Origin of the sequence: Rhodoferax sp. (assembly GCF_028689305.1) — a bacterium.
Classification (GTDB): domain Bacteria; phylum Pseudomonadota; class Gammaproteobacteria; order Burkholderiales; family Burkholderiaceae_C; genus Rhodoferax.
Genome location: NZ_JAQTWM010000014.1, coordinates 1 through 21,815 on the forward strand (window position 1 = coordinate 1; position 21,815 = coordinate 21,815).

Annotated in this window: 16 protein-coding genes; 4 read left to right on the forward strand and 12 right to left on the reverse strand. The window is 62.6% G+C overall.

Features of this window, described 5'->3' with window-relative positions:
- The 4 genes from PHW99_RS04820 to map form a co-directional block, all read right to left on the reverse strand.
- Positions 1 to 2,008 (reverse strand): PAS domain S-box protein (locus tag PHW99_RS04820; RefSeq protein WP_300174330.1); only part of this gene is annotated, 2,008 nt, incomplete at its 3' end.
- Between the two features lie 291 nt (positions 2,009 to 2,299).
- Positions 2,300 to 2,917: a phosphatase PAP2 family protein gene (locus PHW99_RS04825; protein WP_300174332.1), complete on the reverse strand. Its 618-nt coding sequence runs from the start codon at positions 2,915 to 2,917 to the stop codon at positions 2,300 to 2,302.
- Between the two features lie 19 nt (positions 2,918 to 2,936).
- Positions 2,937 to 5,537, reverse strand: coding sequence for a [protein-PII] uridylyltransferase (locus PHW99_RS04830; protein ID WP_300174334.1), 2,601 nt, complete (start codon positions 5,535 to 5,537; stop codon positions 2,937 to 2,939).
- Positions 5,538 to 5,576: 39 nt separating this feature from the next.
- Entirely contained in the window at positions 5,577 to 6,386 is an 810-nt protein-coding gene (gene map, locus PHW99_RS04835; RefSeq protein WP_300174335.1) for a type I methionyl aminopeptidase, read from the reverse strand.
- A 124-nt stretch (positions 6,387 to 6,510) separates the two neighbouring features.
- On the opposite strand from map, the gene purL reads away from it, so the two are divergent.
- Positions 6,511 to 10,623: a phosphoribosylformylglycinamidine synthase gene (purL, locus tag PHW99_RS04840; protein ID WP_300174337.1), complete on the forward strand. Its 4,113-nt coding sequence runs from the start codon at positions 6,511 to 6,513 to the stop codon at positions 10,621 to 10,623.
- 241 nt (positions 10,624 to 10,864) lie between these two features.
- Positions 10,865 to 13,420: a bifunctional diguanylate cyclase/phosphodiesterase gene (locus PHW99_RS04845; protein WP_300174405.1), complete on the forward strand. Its 2,556-nt coding sequence runs from the start codon at positions 10,865 to 10,867 to the stop codon at positions 13,418 to 13,420.
- A gap of 42 nt (positions 13,421 to 13,462) precedes the next feature.
- Here the strand turns inward: PHW99_RS04845 and PHW99_RS04850 are convergent, their stop codons facing one another.
- The 3 genes from PHW99_RS04850 to PHW99_RS04860 all read right to left on the reverse strand — a co-directional run bounded on the left by PHW99_RS04850 (position 13,463) and on the right by PHW99_RS04860 (position 16,759).
- A complete protein-coding gene (locus tag PHW99_RS04850; RefSeq protein WP_300174339.1) occupies positions 13,463 to 14,359 on the reverse strand; it encodes a DMT family transporter in 897 nt (298 codons plus the stop codon).
- A gap of 15 nt (positions 14,360 to 14,374) precedes the next feature.
- A complete protein-coding gene (locus PHW99_RS04855) occupies positions 14,375 to 16,414 on the reverse strand; it encodes a U32 family peptidase (RefSeq protein ID WP_300174341.1) in 2,040 nt (679 codons plus the stop codon).
- Between the two features lie 66 nt (positions 16,415 to 16,480).
- A complete protein-coding gene (locus PHW99_RS04860; RefSeq protein WP_300174343.1) occupies positions 16,481 to 16,759 on the reverse strand; it encodes a hypothetical protein in 279 nt (92 codons plus the stop codon).
- 106 nt (positions 16,760 to 16,865) lie between these two features.
- Here PHW99_RS04860 and PHW99_RS04865 point away from each other — a divergent pair, with 106 nt between their 5' ends.
- Together PHW99_RS04865 and PHW99_RS04870 are read left to right on the forward strand one after the other, a co-directional pair.
- On the forward strand, positions 16,866 to 17,783 hold the full coding sequence (locus tag PHW99_RS04865; RefSeq protein ID WP_300174345.1) for a LysR substrate-binding domain-containing protein: 918 nt from the start codon (positions 16,866 to 16,868) through the stop codon (positions 17,781 to 17,783).
- A 27-nt stretch (positions 17,784 to 17,810) separates the two neighbouring features.
- A complete protein-coding gene (locus PHW99_RS04870; RefSeq protein WP_300174347.1) occupies positions 17,811 to 18,557 on the forward strand; it encodes a heparan-alpha-glucosaminide N-acetyltransferase in 747 nt (248 codons plus the stop codon).
- Between the two features lie 43 nt (positions 18,558 to 18,600).
- Here PHW99_RS04870 and PHW99_RS04875 read toward each other — a convergent pair whose 3' ends face one another.
- The 5 genes from PHW99_RS04875 to PHW99_RS04895 form a co-directional block, all read right to left on the reverse strand.
- Positions 18,601 to 19,386, reverse strand: a complete 786-nt coding sequence (locus PHW99_RS04875; protein ID WP_300174349.1) for a peptidylprolyl isomerase — start codon at positions 19,384 to 19,386, stop codon at positions 18,601 to 18,603.
- 54 nt (positions 19,387 to 19,440) lie between these two features.
- Entirely contained in the window at positions 19,441 to 19,731 is a 291-nt protein-coding gene (locus PHW99_RS04880; protein WP_300174351.1) for a BolA family protein, read from the reverse strand.
- Entirely contained in the window at positions 19,728 to 20,276 is a 549-nt protein-coding gene (locus PHW99_RS04885; RefSeq protein ID WP_300174353.1) for a septation protein A, read from the reverse strand. Before PHW99_RS04885 ends, PHW99_RS04880 begins: the two co-directional genes overlap by 4 nt.
- Entirely contained in the window at positions 20,273 to 20,680 is a 408-nt protein-coding gene (gene msrB, locus PHW99_RS04890; protein WP_300174355.1) for a peptide-methionine (R)-S-oxide reductase MsrB, read from the reverse strand. The genes PHW99_RS04885 and msrB overlap by 4 nt, the downstream gene beginning before the upstream one ends.
- A 17-nt stretch (positions 20,681 to 20,697) precedes the next feature.
- Positions 20,698 to 21,815: protein adenylyltransferase SelO family protein (locus tag PHW99_RS04895; protein ID WP_300174357.1), on the reverse strand; the 1,118-nt coding region annotated here is incomplete at its 5' end.

Sequence of the window (21,815 nt, forward strand, 5' to 3'; positions counted from 1 at the left end):
CGGCCTCATTGCGGTAGAGGCTGGCGTTGTAGAGCACTTCGGTGATGGTGCCAGAAACATGGCGGATGGCCAGCGGGTAGTCCTTGACGCTGCCTTCGGAAAACACCTTCTGGTAACCCCGGCTGGCCTCGCTTGGGTCGGTGAAATAGCTGGAAAAGTCACTGCCAATGAGTTCTTCACGCAGATGGCCGGTGACGGCTTCGGTCGCACGGTTGACGTCGGTGATCTTGCCCTCGGTGCTGATCGTCACCAGTGGGTCAAGGCTGGCTTCGATCAGGCTGCGGGCATACAGGGAGGCACGGCGCAGGGCGCTTTCTGCCTTCTTGTGATCGGTGATGTCGCGGGCCACTTTGGAGATGCCGATGACTTTGCCGTTGTTGTCATGAATGGGGGAGAACGTCACCGAGATATCGATCAGCTTGCCGGACTTGTGGACACGAACCGTTTCCAGGTGTTGCACCGTCTTGCCTGCGGCGATGTGTTTGAGGATGAAGTTTTCCTCATCGATGCGGTCAACCGGGAACAGCCGGTTCATGTGGCTGCCAATCATCTCCTCGGCGCTGTAGCCAAAGAGGGCTTCAGCGCCGTGATTCCAGCTGGTGATGATGCCGTCGAGGGACTTGCCGATGACGGCGTCGTTGGACGACTGCACGATGGCCTCGAACTCTTTGGTCATGAGTTCGAGTTTCTTGCGCTCGGTTTCGTCCCGGTTGCAGACACGTCGTCCCAGGTACTGGCCCGATTTGCCATAAACCGCCTGGCAGCCATGGGTGATCCAGCGGATGCCACCGTCGCGGCGGATGATCCGGAAAGAGATCTCGGCCAGGTCGGATGGCGATACATGGCTGTGCGCTTCCAGGACATGCCGGTCATCAGGGTGGACGATCTGGTGAATCAGCGCCGGGTTGTTGATGAACTCCTGCGGCGCATAGCCGGTCACGCGCTGGCAGGCTGGCGACATGTACCGGATGTCATGTTCGGCACCCTCCCAGTATTCCCAGTCATAGGTGTGGTCGGCAATGATGCGCAGGTTCTCTTCGCTATGGCGCAGCGCCTTGTTGGCGCGTCGCTGGCGCCAACTGAAACTGATGACGACCACACAGAAAATGAGGGTGCCCAGGCTGTATTGCCAGACATGACGCTGCCACTCGGCCAGATAGTCGTCTTCGGCGATGGCCGACAGCACGTATAGCGGCAACTGGCCCACTTTGCGGTAGCTGTAAATCCGCTTGACGCCATCCAGGGGTGACCTGGCAATGAACGACGATTGGCTGGCCTCCTTTTCAACCGGGGTCCCGGCATCCAGGTCGATTTTTTTGCCCAGATCCTTGCCACCCGCAGGATACCGTGCCAGAAGATGCCAGCTCTCGTCGTACAGCGCGACCAGTCCATGGCTGTTCAGATCCAGTGTCTGGTAAAACTGCTGGAAATACTCAGGCTTCAGCACGACGTTGATGATGCCGGCAAAACGACCGTCTTCAAAATTGAGTCGCCTGGTCAGAACCAAGGTCCATTTCCCGGTGGTGCGCGAGCGCAGCGCCGGCGACATCACCAGCCCGGCCAAGGGGTCATCTCGTTGGCGCGTGAAATGGTAGCGGTCAATGATGTTGATAGAAGGCAGGGGATCAATGGAGCTATAGATATGGTCACCCGTGACATTGCTGATATGGATGACCTCGGCTTCAGGGACATGTTCAAGCAGTGATTTCAGAAGTTGATGCCATTCCTTACGCCTGGAAGGGATGGCACCAGGGGGCAGACGCATGTCTTCGGGATGCACACTTTTTTGGACCTCGCGCAGCAGCAGGTCCACCTTGTCGACAGTGGCCGACGCATGCCCCTCCAGCAGGCGAGTGAGGGTTTTGACCTCGGTATGGGCATAGTGAATGCTGTTGCGGTACTCGTTGATGAGCCCGAACACCACCAGGAGGATCACCCCCAACAACCCGACGCCTGTGAACAGGGTCAGACCCGAGATGGGGAGGTAGGTCGCTTTTGTCTGGTCCAACGTTGATCTCCGCAGCTTTCATCACACGCTTGGGCCACCTTGATCGCGGTGCATGTGCTGTCACAGGGACAGGGGCAGTCACACGGTGCTTTTTGCGGATTTTGAACTGAATTTCAATGGTTTGCCAGTCTTGCTGGTATTGGACATACTTGGCGGCCCCATGTGACAGCGGATGTCGGGCAGCAGCCTGGCGCAGGGCCCACACCGTGCTTGCCGATTGAAACCTGAATAGCTATGTTATTTATAGCTTATAAGGCAATAAATACGTGGGCTGTAGCCCAAAAAAGCCTGTTAAATCAGGCCGATCCGACGCCTGGCGCGAAACGCCAGCATGTGGGTGGCCAGCCAGGTGCTGACGGCCGCGCAGGCATAACCCGCCGCCACGTCCGAGGGAAAGTGCGCCCCCACGCTGATGCGGGACACCCCGACCCACAAGGCAAAAACCAGCAGCAGCACCCGCAGCCCCATCCGGCAGTACGGCCAGAAAACCAGCGCCACCAGCATGGCAAAGGCCGCATGCCCGCTGGGAAAACTCAGCGCCGACTCAGGCGTCACCAGAACATGTACCGCTCCTGCCGGCAGCGCAACAGCGGGCCGGGGCAGGTGCAGCCCCAACTTCAACGTGGTCACCACCAGTGCCGTCACCGCACAGCTTGCCAGCAATGACGTCAACCACTGAACCAGCATCTCCCGTCTGGGCCGCCATGCCAGGCCAGTTGCACCAGGAGCCAGCGGTGGCAGCGCCAACAGCCACAGTGCCACGCCAATCAGCCAGGGCAGATGGCGAAAGTCACCCAGGTGGGTGCCCAGGACCATGACGGCGTCCAGCCACGGTGAGCGCAGGCCGTTGATCAGCAAAAAGAGCGGCTGGTTGAGTCCAAACAGGTCGTACAGGGTGGAGAGCTGCATGGGGAGACCTCAAGCAACTTCAAGCCAGCGCGGCCAGCAGTTCGGTCTCGATCTGGATCTGGTCGCGGTTGTGTTGCAGCGCGGCACCCTGGATCAGGAAGGTGTCTTCCACCCGTTCGCCCAGGGTGGCAATCTTGGCCAGCTGCAGGTTGATCTTGTGGCGCGCCAGCACCAGGGCCACGCTGTAGAGCAGGCCCACGCGGTCGCTGGCCGAGATGTTGAGCAGCCAGCACTGGGCCTTGTCGTCGGGCTTGAGGCTGACGCGCGGTGTGATCGGAAAACTCTTGACGCGCCGCGACACCCGGCCCCGGCTCGGCGCGGTCAGCGGTGCGGCGGTGGCAATCACCCGGCTCAGCTCGGTCTCGATCATGCTGATGAGTTCGCGGTAGTGATCGGTCAGGTGGGTGGCCACCACCTGGAAGGTGTCCAGCGCGTACCCGTTTTGGGTGGTGTGGATGCGGGCGTCCAGAATGCTGAAGCCGCTGTGGTCAAAGTAGCCGCAGATCCGGGCAAACAGGTCTTCCTGGTCGGGGGTGTAGACCAGCACCTGCAGGCCTTCACCCACCGGCGAGAGCCGGGCGCGCACGATCGGCTCCCGGGCGCCCAGATGGCGCGACAGCTTGCGCGTGTGCCAGGCGATCTCGACTGCGTCGTGGCGCATGAAATACCCCACGTCCAGCGTGGCCCACAGCGCCTTGTGTGACTCAAACGGCTGGGCGTGCAGGGCCAGCTCGATCAGCGCGTCGCGCTGGCGTTCCTGCACCTCGGCGTGCACGTCGGGGGCGTGGCCGCCCAGCGCGCGCGAGGTGGCGCGGTACAGGTCTTCGAGCAGCTTGCCTTTCCAGGCGTTCCAGACCTTGGGGCTGGTGCCGCGGATGTCGGCCACAGTGAACAGGTACAGCGCGGTCAAGGCCCGCTCGTTGCCCACCCGCTTGGCAAAAGCGGCCACCACATCGGGGTCGCTGAGGTCTTCTTTTTGCGCCACGCGGCTCATGGTCAGGTGCTCACGCACCAGAAACTCGATCAGGCTGGCGTCTTCCGCGGGGATGGCGTGCTGCTTGCAAAAGCGCCGCACCTCCTGAGCCCCCAGGGTGGAATGGTCGCCGCCGCGGCCCTTGGCGATGTCATGAAACAGCGCCGCCGTGCTCAGAATCCAGGGTTTGTCCCAGCCGCTGGCCAGTTGTGAGCAAAAAGGGTATTCGTGGGCGTGTTCGACGATGAAAAAACGCCGCACATTGCGCAGCACCATCAGGATGTGCTGGTCCACCGTGTAAACGTGAAACAGGTCGTGCTGCATTTGCCCGACGATGCGGCGAAACGCCCACAGGTAGCGCCCCAGCACCGAGGTCTGGTTCATCAGGCGCATGGCGTGGGTGATGCCGCTGCGCTGCATCATGATCTGGCGGAAGGTGTCGCGGTTGACCGGGTCGCGGCGAAAGGCACCGTTCATCAGGTTGCGGGCGTTGTAGAGCGCCCGCAGGGTGCGTGCCGACAGGCCCTTGAGCCCGACATGGGTCTGGAACACCAGAAAGGTTTCCAGAATGGCGTGGGGCTGGCGCTGGTAGAGGTCGTCGCTGGCCACTTCCACCATGCCGGCCTTGTCAAAAAAGTGGCCGTTCAGGGGCCGCAGCGGCAGGGCGCTGTCCGCCGCCGGGCTCAGGCGCTCTTCGATGTTGAGCATCAGGATCAGGTTGAGCTGGCTGACCGCCTTGGCTGCCCAGTAATAGTGGCGCATCAGCGCCTCGCTGGGGCGCACAAAAGCGCGCTGGTCGGCGCTGGGGTCGGGGGCCGCGTAGCCAAAGGACTGGGCCACGCTGGTTTGCAGGTCAAACACCAGCCGGTCTTCGCGCCTGGCGCTGAGCAGGTGCAGGCGGGCACGGATCAGGCGCAGCAGGGCTTCGTTGTGTTTGATCTGCTTGACCTCAAACGCCGTCGCCAGCCCGGCCCGGGCCAGGGCGTTCCAGTCGCCGCCAAAACCGGCGGCCTTGGCCACCCACAAAATCACCTGCAGGTCGCGCAGGCCGCCAGGCGACTCCTTGCAGTTGGGCTCCAGCGCGTACGGGGTGTCTTCAAACTTGCTGTGGCGCTGCTGCATCTCCAGCGACTTGGCGACAAAAAACGCGTGGGCGTCCATGGCCGCAAAAAAAGCCGTTTGGAAGGTGCTGAACAGCGGCTGGTTGCCGGTGATCAGGCGTGCCTCCAGCAGCGCGGTCTGCACCGTCACGTCCTTGGCCGACTCGCTCAGGCATTCACTGATGGTGCGCACGCTGGAGCCAATCTCCAGTCCGGCGTCCCAGCAGCTGCCAATAAAACTTTCGATGCGTGTTTTGAGTTCCGGGTCGGTCTCGGGGGACAGCTGGTCTGGCAGCAGCACCAGCACATCCACGTCCGAATACGGAAACAGCTCCTGGCGGCCAAACCCGCCGACGGCCAGCAAGGCCATGGGATGGCCCAGGCCAGCCTGCTGCCACAGCTGCCGCAGGGTGGCATCGGCCAGCCGGGACAGGCCGCGCAAAGCGGCGTTGACACCGCGGGTGGAAGCGCCGCTGCCGGCCAGCGCTGCCAGCAGGGTGGCCTTGTCAGCGCGGTAACGTGCGCGCAGCGAGAGCGGTTGAGTCATGGCCGGGTCAGCGACGGCTGCCAAAAGACTGGGTGGGTGTTATGCCGCGGCGGTGACAAACGCCGGGACCGCCGGGCTGTTGGCCGACTGGGTCAGCACCTCGTAGCCGGTCGGGGTGACCAGCACGGTGTGTTCCCACTGGGCGCTGAGGGAATGGTCCTTGGTGACGATGGTCCAGCCGTCGCCCAGTTCCTTGATCTCCTTGCGTCCGGCGTTGAGCATGGGCTCGATGGTGATGGTCATGCCGGCCTTGAGCTGGTCCAGCGTGCCGGGTTTGCCGTAATGCAGCACCTGCGGCTCCTCGTGGAAATGCCGGCCAATGCCGTGGCCGCAAAACTCGCGCACCACACTCAGGCCGTGGCCTTCGGCAAAGGTCTGGATGGCGTGGCCGATGTCACCCAGGTAGGCGCCGTCTTTCACCTGCATGATGCCCCGCCACATGGCTTCATAAGTCAGGTGGCACAGGCGCCGCGCGGCCACCGACACCTCACCCACCATGTACATGCGACTGGAGTCGCCGTGCCAGCCGTCCTTGATGACGGTGACGTCGATGTTGACGATGTCGCCTTTTTTCAGCGGCTTGTCATTGGGAATACCGTGGCAGACCTGGTGGTTGATCGAGGTGCAGATCGACTTGGGGTAGGGATGGTGGCCCCCCGGGGCGTAGTTCAGCGGGGCCGAGATGGCGCCCAGTACCTTGGCGGTGTGTTCCTCGGCCAGGCGGTCGAGTTCGTTGGTGGTGACGCCAGGCTTGACGAAGGGGGTCAGGTAATCCAGCAGTTCGGCAGCCAGGCGACCCGCCAGACGCATGCCGGCAATACCTTCGGAGTCTTTGTAGGTGATAGTCATGGGGCCGGATTATCCCATCGGCTTTTGGGCCGCTGGTAAAATCAAGCCCCCCGCCGCCACGGCCCAGTCAGCGCCCGGTGGCGGGTTCGTTCCAACCCAGTCAGTCCTCCATTCAGGCCCCACCGTGACCCTGCACATTTCCCAATTCGAGGGCGGCAGCGCTCTCAGCGCGTTTCGAGTTCAACAGCTTTTGCCCAGCCTGCAAGCGGTGCACGACAAAATCAGCGGCATTGCCGCGCGGTATGTGCATCTGGTGGCCACAAGCACCGAGCCCACGCCGGCGCAGCAAGACCAGCTGGCGGCCTTGCTGACCTATGGCGACCCCTACACCGGCCCGCTGGATGGGGCGCTGATCGTGGTCACGCCACGCCTGGGCACGGTGTCGCCCTGGGCCTCCAAAGCCACCGACATCGCCCACAACTGCGGCCTCAGGCTGCAGCGGGTGGAGCGGGTGGTGGAATACCGCCTCACGCTCAAGTCCGGCCTGCTGTCCAGCCCCACGCTGAACGCCGAGCAATTGGCGCAGGTGGCCGAGCTGCTGCATGACCGCATGACCGAGAGCGCGTTGCTCGACCGTGCCCAGGCACTGAAGCTGTTCACCGAGTTGCCGGCTGCGCCGATGGCGCATGTGGACGTGCTGGGTGGCGGCAAGGCAGCGCTGATGGCGGCCAACACCGAGTTCGGCCTGGCGCTGGCCGCTGATGAAATCGACTACCTGGTCAACGCCTTCACCCAGCTGCAGCGCAACCCGACCGATGTTGAGTTGATGATGTTCGCCCAGGCCAACAGCGAACACTGCCGCCACAAGATTTTCAACGCCCAGTTCACCATCGATGGCGTGACGCAGGACCAAAGCCTGTTTGGCATGATCCGCCACACCCACCAGACCAACCCGCAACACATGCTGGTGGCGTATTCGGACAACGCTTCGGTGATGGCTGGTGCCCAGGTGGAGCGTTTTGTGGCCAAATCAGCCGCTAGCCCGGATAAAGTCTGCGCAGCTAGCTATGAAAAAAGTAGCGCTACGCAACACATCCTGATGAAGGTGGAAACCCACAACCACCCGACCGCGATCTCGCCCTTCCCGGGCGCCTCCACCGGCGCAGGCGGTGAAATCCGCGACGAAGGGGCCACCGGGCGCGGCTCCAAACCCAAGGCGGGTCTGACCGGTTTTACCGTGTCCAGGCTGCATTGGGACCAGGGCGCCCACAGCCATGGCCGCAGTGGTTACGGCAAGCCCGAGCACATTGCCAGCCCCTTGCAGATCATGATCGAAGGCCCGCTGGGCGGTGCCGCATTCAACAACGAATTTGGTCGGCCCAACCTGCTGGGCTATTTCCGCGAATACGAACAAAGCCTGAACTACACCACCCCTGATGCCGCCGGGCAGCCCGTGGCCCAGACCGAGCAGCGCGGGTACCACAAGCCCATCATGATCGCCGGTGGCCTGGGCGTGATTGACGAGAGCCAGACCAAAAAAATCGAATTCCCCGCGGGCAGCCTGCTGATCCAGCTCGGTGGTCCGGGCATGCGCATCGGCATGGGCGGCAGCGCCGCCAGCTCCATGAGCACCGGGGCCAATGCCGCGCACCTGGACTTTGACTCGGTGCAGCGCGGCAACCCCGAAATCCAGCGCCGCGCGCAGGAAGTCATCAACCAATGCTGGCTGCAAGGCGCGGCCAACCCGATCCTGGCGATCCACGACGTGGGTGCCGGAGGCCTCTCCAACGCTTTCCCGGAGCTGACCAACGACGCCCAACGCGGCGCGCTGTTTGACCTGCGTTCGGTGCCGCTGGAGGAGTCTGGCATGGCCCCGAAAGAAATCTGGTCCAACGAAAGCCAGGAGCGTTATGTGCTGGCCATCGGCCCGGATGCCTTGCCGCAGTTCCAGGCGCTGTGTGAGCGCGAACGCTGCCCGTTTGCGGTCGTTGGTGTCGCCACCGAAGCACGCCAGCTGGTGGTGGGCGAGGTCGATCTGGCCCAGCAAGCTGCGGTGCAAAGCGAAGCGGATTTGCCGGTCAACATGCCGATGAATGTGCTGCTGGGCAAACCGCCCAAAATGCACCGCGATGTCCAAACCGTGGTGCGCAGCTTTGCACCGGTCAACCTGACTGGTGTGCCGCTGCAGCAAGCCGCCATCGACGTGCTGGCGCACCCCACCGTGGCCTCCAAACGGTTCCTGGTCACCATCGGTGACCGCACCGTCGGCGGTCTGAGCCACCGCGACCAGATGGTCGGCCCCTGGCAGGTACCAGTGGCCGACTGCGCCGTCACGCTGGCCGATTTCAAGGGCTTTGCCGGTGAAGCCATGGCGATGGGGGAACGCACCCCGCTGGCCACCGTCAACGCCCCCGCCTCAGGCCGTATGGCCGTGGCAGAAAGCATCACCAACTTGCTGGCTGCCCCGATCGAGCTGGACCGTGTCAAGCTCTCAGCCAACTGGATGGCCGCGTGCGGCGAGCCCGGTGAAGATGCCGCGCTGTATGCCACCGTGAAAGCCGTTGGGCTGGAACTGTGCCCCGCTTTAGGCATCAGCATCCCGGTCGGCAAGGATTCGTTGTCCATGCGCACCCAGTGGCAAGCCGAGGGCGAGGCGAAAAAAGTCACCTCGCCAGTGTCGCTGATCATCACCGCCTTTGCCACACTGGCCGACGTGCGCGGCACGTTGACGCCGCAATTGAACGCGCTTGAGGACACCTCGCTGGTGCTGATCGACCTGGGCCGCGGCCAAAACCGCATGGGCGGCAGCATCCTGGCGCAAGCGCTGGGGCAAATGGGCGATGCCGTGCCTGATCTGGACCACCCGCAAGACCTGGTCAATCTGGTCAATGTCGTCAACGCCTTGCGCGCCAAGGGCCATCTGCTGGCCTACCACGACCGCAGCGACGGCGGCTTGTTTGCCGCTGCCTGCGAAATGGCCTTTGCCGGCCATGTGGGCGTGGCGCTGAATGTGGACATGCTGGTCACCGAGGGCGACGGCATTTCTGACAGCCGCATGGACTGTGGCGATGCCAAGAACTGGGCCGGCCAGATCAGTGGCCGCCGCGATGAACTCACGCTCAAAGCCCTGTTCAACGAAGAGCTGGGCGCCTTGTTGCAAGTGCGCACCGCCGACCGCGATGCGGTCATGCAGCTGCTGCGCGAGCACGGTTTGAGCCAGCACAGCCACGTGGTCGGCAAAACCCGCCCGGCAGATTCGACCATCACCGCCGGTGTCGGCGAAGTGCAGGTCTGGCGTGATGCCAAGACGATTTTCAGCGCCAGCTTGTCCGACCTGCACCAGGTGTGGGATGCCACCAGCTGGAAGATCTGCCAACAGCGCGACAACCCGGCTTGTGCCGATGCCGAACACGTGTCCGCTGGCGAGCCGTCTGACCCGGGTTTGCATGTTTATATGCCAAATCAGCCTCTAGCCCAGGTGGAATGTGCCCAATCAGCTATTGATTCAATAGCATCTCCTGTGCTCATGTTGTCACATCCCAAGGTGGCCGTGCTGCGTGAGCAGGGCGTGAATTCGCATGTGGAGATGGCCTACGCCTTCACCGAGGCAGGCTTCGAGGCCTTTGACGTGCACATGACCGACCTGCAGACAGGCCGCGCCAACCTGGCCGACTTCAAGGGTGTGGTCGCCTGCGGCGGCTTCAGCTATGGCGATACCTTGGGCGCCGGCATTGGCTGGGCACGCTCCATCACTTTTAACCCCGTGCTGGCGGATCAGTTCAAAGCCTTCTTTGGCCGTGCCGACACCTTCGGCCTGGGTGTCTGCAACGGCTGCCAGATGTTTGCCGAGCTGGCCGACATCATCCCCGGCGCACAGGACTGGCCGCGCTTCACCACCAACCAGAGCGAGCGCTTTGAAGCGCGCCTGAGCATGGTGGAAGTGCTGGAATCGCCCAGCCTGTTCTTCGCCGGCATGGCCGGCAGCCGCCTGCCGATTGCCGTGGCGCACGGTGAGGGTTACGCCAACTTCAAGTACCGCGGCAACGCCGACCGGGCCATCGCCGCGATGCGCTTCACCGACAACCACGGCGCAGCCACCGAAGCCTACCCGTTCAACCCCAACGGCAGCCCCGGCGGCCTGACGGCCGTGACCACGGCAGACGGCCGCTTCACCGCCATGATGCCGCACCCCGAGCGTGTGTTCCGCAACGTGCAGATGAGCTGGACCAACCAGGACGTGTCAGGTTTCAGTCCGTGGATGCAGCTGTGGCGCAATGCGCGCAAGTGGGTGGCGTGAGTCCCGCCGCTGGGGTGGTTTAACCAGCAGTCCTGATCTACCTCAAGTGTCCAAAGGCGAAACCTGCTAAGGTGAAAGCCATGTTCATCCTGCCGGGACCGCCTTGATGCAGCCGCTCGTCCGGGCGACTGTGGGGGGGCAGGGTGGTTGCGCTGACACGGTTGCCCGGCACGGCAGCTCAGGCTGAGACGGATGTGGCTTAGGGAGTCATGCCCTTGCCAAAGAAGAGGAGAAGCCGTTGATGGTGGATACATGGAGCCAGCAGGTGCTGTTGTACGGTGTTGCGCTTTTGGTGGTGTTGGCCGTCGGCGTGGGCTATCTGTTTTACCGGCGGCAGGTGGAACGCCGTCTGGCCACGCAAGCCATCACGCAGTCGCGCGATCTGCTGATGGCCATCATCGATACGGCGCCCATGCGGGTGTTCTGGAAGGACCGCAATCTGCATTATCTGGGCTGCAACACGGCGTTTGCGCGTGATGCGGGGTTGGCATCACCCCAGGAGGTGATTGGCAAGGACGACTACCAGATGGGCTGGGCCGAGCAGGCAGAGGCCTACCGTGCCGATGATCTTGCTGTCATGGCTTCGGGCCTGCCCAGGCTGTTTTATGATGAACCACAGACCACGCCAGATGGCCGGACCATCTGGCTGCGCACCTCCAAGGTACCGCTCAAGAACCGGGACCACAACATCATTGGCATCCTGGGCCTGTACGAAGACATCACCGAGCGGGTTCAGTCCGATCAGGCCAAGGCTGAGGCACTGGAGCATCTCCAGAAGATTGCCAGCCGGGTGCCCGGATTGGTGTACCAATACCGGCTGCGCCCTGACGGCAGTTCCTGCCTGCCTTTTGCCAGTGAGGCCATTCGCGACCTTTTTCGTGTTGGTCCAGACGACGTTCGTGATGACGCATCCGCTCTTGTGGCGGCAGTGCATGCGGATGACCGTGAGGCATTTTGGCAGTCGATTCAGACGTCTGCGCGGGAGCTGGCACCCTGGCAGCATGAATTCAGAACCCGGTTTGCCGACGGGACGGTGCGCTGGTTGTTGGGTAACGCTGTGCCCGAACGGGATAACGATGGTTCAACACTCTGGCATGGCTTTGTCACCGACATCACCGAACGGCGCAAGGCCGAAGAGGCGTTGCGCAAGCTGTCGACGGCGGTTGAGCAAAGCCCGGCATCGGTGGTGATCACCAATCTGGATGCCACCATCGAGTATGTGAACCCGCAGTTCAGCCGGGTGTCTGGCTACAGTGCGGCCGAAGCCATTGGCCAGAACCCGCGCATCCTGCAATCGAAACAGACCAGCCCGGACACCTATCGTGACATGTGGGCTACCCTCTCTGGCGGCCAGGCCTGGCATGGGGAGCTGGTCAACAAGCGCAAGAATGGCGAGCTGTATTGGGAGGAAAGCCATATTGCACCGGTGAAGGACACCCAGGGCCAGATCACGCACTATGTGGCCATCAAGACGGATGTGACGCAGCGCACGGCGGCTGAAAATGCGCTGATCCAGAGCGAGGCCAGGATCAAGGGTGTGCTCGAAGGTGCAGCCGATGCCATTTTCATCACCGATCAGCAGGGGGTATTCCAGTATGTCAACGGGCAGGCCGCCACGATGCTGGGCTACAGCCTGGAAGAGCTGATGCGGCTTTCCGAGCGTGACCTGATCCCCGAAGAAGACGTGCCCATGGTGCTGGCGCAACTGCAGCAACTGGTCATGACCGGCGTTTTGCGTTGCGAGCTGCGGCTGCGCAGCAAGGGTGGGGGCATCATTCCAGTGGATTTCAACGGCACCGTGCTGCCCGATGGCAGCGTGTTTGGTTCATGCCGCGATATTTCCGAGCGCAAGAAAACCGAAAAACTGCTGACGGAAAGTGAAGCCCATCTGAAAGCCATCATCGAGAATGAACCGGAGTGCATCAAGGTGGTCAACGCGCAGGGCCAGCTGGTGCAAATGAACCCGGCCGGTTTACAGATGATCGAGGCGGATTCTTTTGCCCAGGTCGAGCGCGCACCGGTGCTGGACGTCATTGCGCCCGAATACCGCGAGGCTTTTGCCGAGATGCATCGGCGTGTGATCGCCGGTGAAACGGTGCAGCTGGAATATGAGGTGATTGGACTCAAGGGTGGGCGGCGTTGGCTGGAAACCCACGCCGTTCCGATGCAGGTGCAGGGTGAAACGGTGCATCTGGCGGTCACCCGTGACATCACTCCGCGCAAAAAGATGGAAGACCAGGTGCGCCAACTTGCCTTCCATGACCCGCTGACCAATCTGCCCAACCGGCGCCTGTTGCTGGACCGGTTGAGCCTGACCATGGCTGCCAGCAAACGCAGCACCTTCTATGCGGCGATGATGTTTCTGGATCTGGACAACTTCAAGCCACTCAACGACATGCATGGGCACGGCGTGGGCGACTTGTTGCTGGTCGAGGTCGCCCGGCGTCTGTCGGCCTGCGTCCGGGAGGTGGACACCGTGGCACGTCTGGGGGGCGACGAGTTTGTGGTGATGCTCAGCGAACTGGCACATGATCGGGAGACCTCCACCCAGCAGGCACTGGTGGTGGCAGAAAAAATCCGCCAGGCCCTGTCGCAAACCTATCGCCTGGTGATCTCACCGGACGGCCAGCAGGTGGTGGAACACCACTGCACCGCCAGTATTGGCCTGGTGGTGTTTATCAACCATGAAGCCAACCGGGATGACCTGCTCAAGCACGCTGACATGGCAATGTACCAGGCCAAGGACGCCGGGCGCAATGCGATCCGGTTGTATGCTGAAGTACCGCCACCCCATTGACCGGGCGTTCGGCGCGCTGGGGTGTGCTGCCAGGGCCGTCGCCTAGGGATGTTCCGTGGCGGCGCGCACGCTTTCATGCCGCACCACATACAGCCCGCTGGCGACGATGATGGCACCGCCCAGCAAGGTGTAGCGGTCGGGCAGGGTGGCCCAGATCAGCCAGTCCACACCCAGCCCCCAGGCCAGCGCCGTGTATTCAAACGGCGCCACGGCCGAAGCCTGGCCATGGCGGAAGGCTTCGGTGATGGCCAGCTGACCGCCAAAACCGGCGATGGCCAGCGCCCCCAGCAGCCAGAAATCGTCCTGGCGCAGACTTACCCATTGCGGCGCGGCCAATGCGCTGGCGCCGATGGCCACCATCACCATGATCCACAACATCAGGCTCTCACGTGAGTCGGTGCGGCTGGACAGGCGGGTGGTCACCGCCGAGACGGCGTAACACACCGCCGCACCCAGCACCGCCAGCCCGGACCAGCTGACAAAACCATCCACCCCGGGGCGCAGTGCCACCACCACACCCACCATGCCGCCGGCCACGGCCCACCAATGGGCACGCGGCACCCGCTCCCCCAGCACCGGCGCCGACAGCAGGGTGATCAGCAGTGGTGCCACAAAAAACAGGGTATAGGCGTTGGCCAGGGGCAGTTGTTGCAGGCCGCGTGTGAACAGGGTCAGCATGCAGATCACCAGCGCACCACGCAGCCAGTGCAGCCGCCAGCGGATGTGCCACAAGGTGTGCCAGCCGCCGCGCCAGTGAATCCACAGCCCGACCAGCGGCAAGGCCACCCAGCCGCGCAGTGCTGCCACCTGCAGCGCCGGGTAGCGGCCCGACAACACCTTCAGGATCGTGTCCATGAAGGCGAAAAACCCCACTGCCACCAGCATGGCGGTGATGCTGCGCAGGTTACCGTGGTGTGGGGTGTTTGAGGCAGGTGTCATGGGAAGGACCAGTTCTCAATGACCAAATTCCTGCCGGGGCCGGGTTTTGTGGAAGGTGATCGGCACGCCGTTGGCGGCGGCCAGCAGTTCCTGGCGCGACTGCTTGGCCACGGCAGGTTTCATCTTGCCCATGACGTGCATCTCGCAGGGTTTGCAGTCAAAACGCAGCGTGAGTTTCTCTTTGCCGTTGACCAGCTGCAGCGGTTCGGCTTTGACCTGACCCTGCACGCCGGTGATGCCTTTGGCCTGCTTGGGGCACAGGCTCAAGGAAAAACGCACGCAGTGTTTGGTGATCATCAGGCTGACTTCACCCAGCTCTTGCACCGCCTCATAAGCCGGGGCCACCACCTTGACGCCGTGGCGGGCATAAAAGTCGTGCGCCTTCTGGTTATACACATTGGCCAGGTAGCTCAGGGTGTCGTCAGGGTAGGGCACGGGTGGCTCCACCGGCACGGCACGCGGCAGGCGGGTGAAGGCTCGGGCGCGGGCGGCTTCCAGCGCTTCAACCGCATCGCGGCGCAACGTGTTGAGTAAGGAGCTGGGCAAAACGATGGCATCCAATGGGCCTGTAGCCCAGGTAATATCTGGGCTTGCAGCTATGAATATCGTAGTGCCAAGGCGGCAGAGCTGGGTGCGGGCCTGCTCGGCAGCAGCCGCGGCATCCTTGGCTGGTTGGCGGTTGGCGGCGGGGAAGGGCTGCTGCACCGCGGCGCTGTGGCCGTCTTCGTCGGTCAGCGTGAGTTGCACCGCATTGGCCAGAACGTTGAGCGCGGCCCAGACCTTGATGCGCCGGTCACTCGATTTTTTTTCCAGCTGTCGCAGCCAGTTCACATCGCGGTTGCGGTTGACCTCGACGCCTGCGCGCAGGTCTTTGAGCGTGTCCATCGCGTCCTTGGGAAACACGCGCCAGCGGGCTTTTTTGGCGCTGATGAGTTCAGCGCGGTTGATGGCCAAGCCGACCAGTTCCTTTTGCAAGTCGTAGTAACACAGGCCGTCGCCGTTGTGCAGCTCGGTATAGCGGCTGGTAAGTTCCAGCTCGACCCAATTCGGGCCGGTTTGCAGCACGTGGCCGATGGCTTGTCCGGGGTTTTTGGGCGTGTCAAACGCGCCAATCGAGTCCTGGCGGCCATTGACAAAGTAGTCGGTGAACTCGCGGTTGAAGTTCTGGTTGGGGTCGGGCGTGAAGGTGAAGTTGGTGGTGCCGCTGCTGGCGCGCGCCAGCGGGTTGTCAGAGTGCTGGCGCTCGTCGATCAGCTCGTCGAGCAGCTGGCAGTAATGGGCGGTGATGTTCTTCACATAGGCCATGTCCTTGTAGCGGCCTTCGATCTTGAAGCTGCGCACGCCCGCATCCACCAGCGCGGCAAGGTTGGCGCTCTGGTTGTTGTCTTTCATGGACAGCACATGTTTGTCGTGCGCCACAAAGCGACCCTTGTCGTCGATCACCTGGTAGGGCAGGCGGCAGGCCTGGCTGCATTCACCCCGGTTGGCGCTGCGCCCGGTATGCGCGGCACTGATGTAACACTGGCCGCTGTAGGCCACACACAGTGCGCCGTGGACAAAAAATTCGATGGCGCTTTTGGCCGGGTCGGTGGCGGCGCGGATGGCAGCGATCTGCTCCAGCGTGAGCTCACGCGCCAGCACCAGCTGGCTCAGGCCCACGTCCTGCAAAAAACGCGCTTTCTCAGGGGTGCGGATGTCGCACTGGGTGCTGGCGTGTAACTGGATCGGCGGCAGGTCCAGCGCCAGCAGGCCCATGTCCTGGATGATGAGCGCATCCACCCCTGCGTCATAAAGTTGTCCGACCAGCCGGCGGGCGGGTTCCAACTCGTCGTCACGCAAGATGGTGTTCAGCGTGACAAAAATGCGGCTGTTGAAACGGTGCGCGTGTGCCACCAACCGGGCGATGTCGCTGACGCTGTTGTCGGCGCTGGAGCGGGCGCCGAACGACGGCCCGCCGATGTAGACCGCGTCCGCCCCGTGGTTGACGGCTTCGATGCCAATGGCGGCATCACGTGCCGGGGCTAAGAGTTCAAGTTGGTGAGGCAGCAAAGACATGGGCGGGATTATCCCAGCCAGAGCCTGGCCCCGAAACCTGTACGGGCGTTGCGCCCACCGGGGTGTTCAGCGCCAGTGGCTGGTGTCGCGCTCAAACAATCCGCCGTGGTGCGCACGCTCCTGGGCGCGCTGTGCGCTTTCCACCACCCACTCCGGGGCACCAATGTCTTTGAGACTGTGGGGGCTCAAACCGTCGAGCGCCGTGAGTTCACAGGCGCTACGCCGGGCCTGATGTGATGCCATCCAGCGCTTCCACCATGCACGTGTGGTGGCCACCCAGGTGGGCAGGGCATGGGCGGCGGCCAACGGTGCCGAGGCGGGTGCGACGCAGCAAGCGGTGTTCATGGTGGACTCCGGTGGTTGATTGAACATGTTGGTAAGCATATCCAGCGTTTATGTGTTTGAATATCGATTGTTTTTGGATGAATCGTTCACAAATACTTACCAAGCCATGTCCAGACTGCCTTTAAACACCTTGCCCACCTTTCGTGTGGTGGCCCGCCTGGGCAACTTGCGCGCCGCTGCGCAGGCGCTTCACCTGACCCACAGCGCGGTCAGCCAGCAGATCAAACTGCTGGAAGAGCAGCTGGGGTTTGAACTGTTTGAGCGCCGGGGGCGGCGCATCGTGCTCAATACGGCCGGGGCCACCTTGCAGCGTGCGGTAGAGCCTGCACTGGACCGGCTGGATGAGGGGCTGCGTGCCGCAGAGGCTGCTGCGAAGGGCGAAGCCCAGCGTATCCGGCTGACGCTGCTGCCGTCGTTTGCCCAGCGCTGGCTGTTGCCGCGCATGCCGCGCTGGCGTGAGCGTTATCCTGACATCCACCTTGAACTGCATACCTCACAGCAGGTGGTGGACCTGGTGCGTGAGGGCTTTCACGTCGGGCTGCGCCAGGGCGAAGGGCCGTGGCGCGGACTGGCCGCTGAACAGCTGGTGGACTCGCCGCTGATTGTCCTGGGCTCACCCAGCGCTGCCCGCCGCTTGAAAGCTTGCTGTGTGGAGGAACTGGCCGAAGAGCCTTTGCTGGGCCGACCCGAGCTGTGGGAGCGCTGGTTCGCCTTGGGCGGCTGGCGTGGTGCCGTCAGCCCGGTCGCCACTTTCAACGATGCGGGCTTGCTGTTGCAGGCGGTGGAGCAGGACATTGGCATCGGCCTGGCACGCGAGGTGTTGGCCGCTGATGCCTTGCGCGATGGACGGCTGGTGCGCCTGTCGCCCACCGCACTGCCCGGTGACTCGGCCTATGCACACTACTGGTGTGTGTATCAGCCCGAGCTGGAAAACTGGCCGCCCTTGCAGGCGTTTCGCGCCTGGTTGCGAGAGGAGTTGGCGCTGTCCCTGGAAAGCCTGAAAGAGGGCGGTGCCCACGGCTGACTCTCCACTCGTCAGTACACTTTCCGCATGAAAACCCAACGCTTTGATGCCCTGGATGCCCTGCGCGGCTTGGCCATGGTCTGGATGACGGCCTTTCACTTCTGCTTCGACCTGAACCAGTTTGGCCACATCCAGCAGAATTTTTACGACGATCCGTTCTGGACCGGGCAGCGCACCGTCATCGTCAGCCTGTTTTTGGCTTGCGCGGGCCTGGGTCAGGCCATTGCGGTGGCGCAGGGCCAGAGCTGGCCGCGATTCTGGCGGCGCTGGGTGCAGGTGGCGCTGTGCGCGTTGTTGGTCACCGCGGGTTCCTGGCTGATGTACCCCCGAAGCTTCATCTACTTTGGTGTGCTGCATGGCATGGCGCTGATGCTCATCGTGGCGCGGCTGACGGCGCCGTGGGGGCGCTGGTTATGGTTGCTCGGCGCTCTCGCGATTGCTTCAAAATTCATAGCGGAATATGCAATGAATACCTGGGCTAACCCCGAATTTGCCCATTATTTGAACGCGCCCGGCCTGAACTGGCTGGGCTGGATCAGCCACAAGCCGGTGACGGAGGATTACGTGCCGGTTTTCCCCTGGCTGGGGGTGATGTGGTGGGGCCTGGCTGCAGGCAACTGGCTGGTGCGTCAACCGGGCGGTTTTTTCACCAGGCCGCTGGTGCCGTCACTCAGGCCGTTGGCTTGGCTGGGCCGCTGGAGTCTGAGTTATTACATGCTGCACCAGCCGGTGCTGATCGGTTGCCTGATCGGGTGGCGCTGGCTGATGGCATAAAAAAAAGGCCCTGCAAGGGCCTTTTTTGACAGCGCAGGAAAAGTTACTCGACTTTGGCCTTGGCGCGCAGGTCGTCCTGGTACTTGACCAGTTTTTGCTGCTGCAGCTGTTGCGCCACCTGGGGTTTGACGTCTTCCAGCTTGGGCAGCTGGGCATCACGCACGTCGTCCAGACGGATGACGTGGTAGCCAAACTGGGACTTCACCGGGGTGTCGGTCAATTGGCCTTTCTTGAGTGCGGTCAGGGCTGTGGCAAATTCAGCCACATAGTTACCGGCTGGTGCCCAGTCCAGGTCACCCCCTTTGGCGCCGGAGCCCGGGTCCTTGCTGGACTTCTTGGCGATGTCTTCAAACTTGCCGCCTTTTTTCAGCTGGGCAATGATGGCCTTGGCATCGGCTTCCTTCTCCACCAGGATGTGGCGGGCCCGGTATTCCTTGCCGCTGTTGGCGGCCGCAAAGCGGTCGTATTCGGCCTTGATTTCGTCGTCGGTGACGGCGTGGGTTTTCTGGTAATTGGTGAACAGGTCACGGATCAGGATGGTCTGGCGGGCCAGTTCCATCTGGACCTTGAAGTCTTCGGTGGTGTCCAGGCCCTGCTTCTGGGCTTCCTGGATGAAGATTTCACGGGCGATGACTTCGTCCTTGATCTGCTTTTCGAGTTCCGGCGTGATCTGGCGGCCAGAGCGGGCGACCTGCTGGCTCAGGGCCTCGACGCGGGTCAGGGGCACGGCCTTGCCGTTGACGATGGCCAAATTCTGGGCGTTGGCCAGCGGGGACAAGCCAGCCACCAGGGCAGCCAGCGCAAAACTTGTCACGAATGTCTTCTTCATGCGAATTTCCTGAGTTTCAAAAAAGAAAAAAATGCTTGGGGTTTCAGTTCCGCCTCAGTGGGTGGCGGGTGTTTTGGCCTCAATGGCCAGCGCATGCAGGCCTTGGTCCATGAAATCTTGCAGCGCATCATACACAAGGCGGTGGCGTGCCAGCGGCGGCTTGCCGATAAATTGTGACGAAGTGATGCGTACCCGGAAGTGGGTGCCCCAGCCGGTGCCGTTGGCGCCGGCATGGCCGTGGTGCTGGGAACTTTCGTCAATCACCTCCAGCGCACTGGGTTGCAGCACACTTTGCAGGCGCTGCTGCAGCTGGGCTGCGGTCGGGGCGGGCTGGGTGGTGCTCATGCGGTCGGCGGCTGGGTGTCGTCCGCCTTCAGGTAGCGGGCAATGTAAAAACCCTGGCCAACGATGAAGATCAGCGGGAAGGCATAACCCCAGAGCTTGAAGTTGACCCAGGCTTCGGTGCTGTAGAACGCGGCCACATAACCGTTGATGGCCGCCATGAAGGCACAGTAGCCGACCCAGATCATGTTCAGGCGCATCCACACCGGCTCGGGCAGGCTCAGCTGGCTGCCCAGCAGCAGCTTCAGGAAGTTCTTTTTCATGATCCACACGGCCACGGCCAGGCCGATGGCCATGGCGGCGTACAGCACGGTGGGTTTCCATTTGATGAAGCGGTCATCATGCAGCACCAGCGTCAGCGTGCCAAACGCCAGCACCAGCACCAGCGTGATCTTGTGCATGGCCTGCAATTTGTGATCGATGCCGTAGATCAGCGCCATTTGCAGCACGGTGGCAGCCATCAGCACGGCGGTGCCGATGTAGATGTCATAGACCTTGTAGGCACCAAAAAACAGCAGGATGGGGAAAAAGTCGATCAGGATTTTCATGTGGGGCTGAAGTTTAACGAAGCCGAGTTCATGCAATAACGCAGGCCGGTGGGGGTTGGGCCGTCGTTGAACACATGGCCCAGATGGGCGCCACATTGGGCGCACACGGTTTCCACCCGGGTCATGCCATGGCTGTGGTCGGTGATTTCGGTGATGGCGCCGGGCACCGCCAGCGCAAAACTGGGCCAGCCGCAATGGGCGTCAAACTTGGTGCTGGCGTCGAACAGCTTGTTGCCGCAGCAGACACAGTGGTAGCTGCCATCGGCCCAATGGGCCTCGTATTTGCCGCTGAACGGGCGCTCGGTGGCGGCCTGGCGGGTGACCTGGAAGGCGCCGGGCTCGGCGCCTTTTTCCTTCAGCAGGGCTTGCCATTGGGCGTCGGTTTTCTGGATCGGGTAGTGCATGGGAGGCCTTTCGGGGGTCAGGAACTGCAACTGATTTCAATCTGGCTGGCCCAGTCGGGCGGGAAACCGGCCAGCGCTTCATGTCCGGGGTGCTCGTCAAATGGCTGCGTCAGCAGCGCCAGCAAACGGGCTACCCCCGAGAAGTCCTTGGCCCGGGCCGCTTCAATGGCTTCTTCGCCCAGGTAATTGCGCAGCACGTATTTGGGGTTGACATTGAGCATCAAATTGGCCTCTAGCCCACATTCTATATGCCCATACAGCTCTGAATATCGTAGCATCCAGGCGTCCAGGCCAGGCCGGTCCAGAAACAGGTCGCGCACCGGTCCGGTCTGGCCATCGGCGCGGGCGTGGCTCAGGCGGCGCCAGAAGATGGTGTAGTCAACCCGGTTTTGCGCCAGCAGCGCCAGCAGGTCGCGCACCAGGGTCGCGACGGTGTCGCTGTCTGCCATGGCGCTGGGCAAGCCGAGTTTGGCGCACATCGCCACCTGCCAGGCACGGGTGAAAACCGGCTTGAAGCTGTCCAGCGCCTGCAGCGCCAGCGCCTGATCGCCAATCAGCGGCAGCAGCGCCTGGCCCAGGGCAAACAGGTTCCAGTGGGCGATGTCGGGCTGCTGGTCAAAGGCGTAGCGGCCGTGCTGGTCGGTGTGGTTGCAGATGTGGCCGGGGTCGTAGCTGTCGATGAACTGGAACGGACCATAGTCCAGCGTCAGCCCCAGGATGCTCATGTTGTCGGTGTTCATGACACCGTGGCAAAAACCCACCGCCTGCCAGTGCGCCACCATCTCCGCCGTGCGCCGGGTGACCGCCTGCAGCAGCGCCGCGTAGGCGTTGCCGGATGCGGCACTGGTGTGGCCACAGTCAGGGTAATAACGCTCAATCACGTAGTCGGCCAGGGTTTGGAGTTCGGCCAGCCGGTTTCTGGCGGCAAAGTGTTCGAAGTGGCCAAAACGGATGAAGCTGGGCGCCACCCGCGTCACCACCGCGGCGGTTTCCCAGCGTTCACGCCGTACCGGCGCGTCCGAGCCGGTGACACACAGGGCGCGGGTGGTGGGAATGCCCAGCGCGTGCATGGCCTCACTGCCCAAAAACTCACGGATGCTGCTGCGCAACACGGCACGGCCATCACCCATGCGCG

What these genes read in the sequence shown, in the direction of transcription:
- PHW99_RS04845 (WP_300174405.1), top strand. Translation starts at nt 10,865, where the DNA reads ATGGTGGATACATGGAGCCAGCAGGTGCTGTTGTACGGTGTTGCGCTT.
- msrB (WP_300174355.1), bottom strand. Translation starts at nt 20,680, where the DNA reads ATGCACTACCCGATCCAGAAAACCGACGCCCAATGGCAAGCCCTGCTG.
- PHW99_RS04870 (WP_300174347.1), top strand. Translation starts at nt 17,811, where the DNA reads ATGAAAACCCAACGCTTTGATGCCCTGGATGCCCTGCGCGGCTTGGCC.
- PHW99_RS04865 (WP_300174345.1), top strand. Translation starts at nt 16,866, where the DNA reads ATGTCCAGACTGCCTTTAAACACCTTGCCCACCTTTCGTGTGGTGGCC.
- PHW99_RS04855 (WP_300174341.1), bottom strand. Translation starts at nt 16,414, where the DNA reads ATGTCTTTGCTGCCTCACCAACTTGAACTCTTAGCCCCGGCACGTGAT.
- PHW99_RS04860 (WP_300174343.1), bottom strand. Translation starts at nt 16,759, where the DNA reads ATGAACACCGCTTGCTGCGTCGCACCCGCCTCGGCACCGTTGGCCGCC.
- PHW99_RS04825 (WP_300174332.1), bottom strand. Translation starts at nt 2,917, where the DNA reads ATGCAGCTCTCCACCCTGTACGACCTGTTTGGACTCAACCAGCCGCTC.
- PHW99_RS04885 (WP_300174353.1), bottom strand. Translation starts at nt 20,276, where the DNA reads ATGAAAATCCTGATCGACTTTTTCCCCATCCTGCTGTTTTTTGGTGCC.
- PHW99_RS04875 (WP_300174349.1), bottom strand. Translation starts at nt 19,386, where the DNA reads ATGAAGAAGACATTCGTGACAAGTTTTGCGCTGGCTGCCCTGGTGGCT.
- PHW99_RS04850 (WP_300174339.1), bottom strand. Translation starts at nt 14,359, where the DNA reads ATGACACCTGCCTCAAACACCCCACACCACGGTAACCTGCGCAGCATC.
- map (WP_300174335.1), bottom strand. Translation starts at nt 6,386, where the DNA reads ATGACTATCACCTACAAAGACTCCGAAGGTATTGCCGGCATGCGTCTG.
- PHW99_RS04830 (WP_300174334.1), bottom strand. Translation starts at nt 5,537, where the DNA reads ATGACTCAACCGCTCTCGCTGCGCGCACGTTACCGCGCTGACAAGGCC.
- PHW99_RS04880 (WP_300174351.1), bottom strand. Translation starts at nt 19,731, where the DNA reads ATGAGCACCACCCAGCCCGCCCCGACCGCAGCCCAGCTGCAGCAGCGC.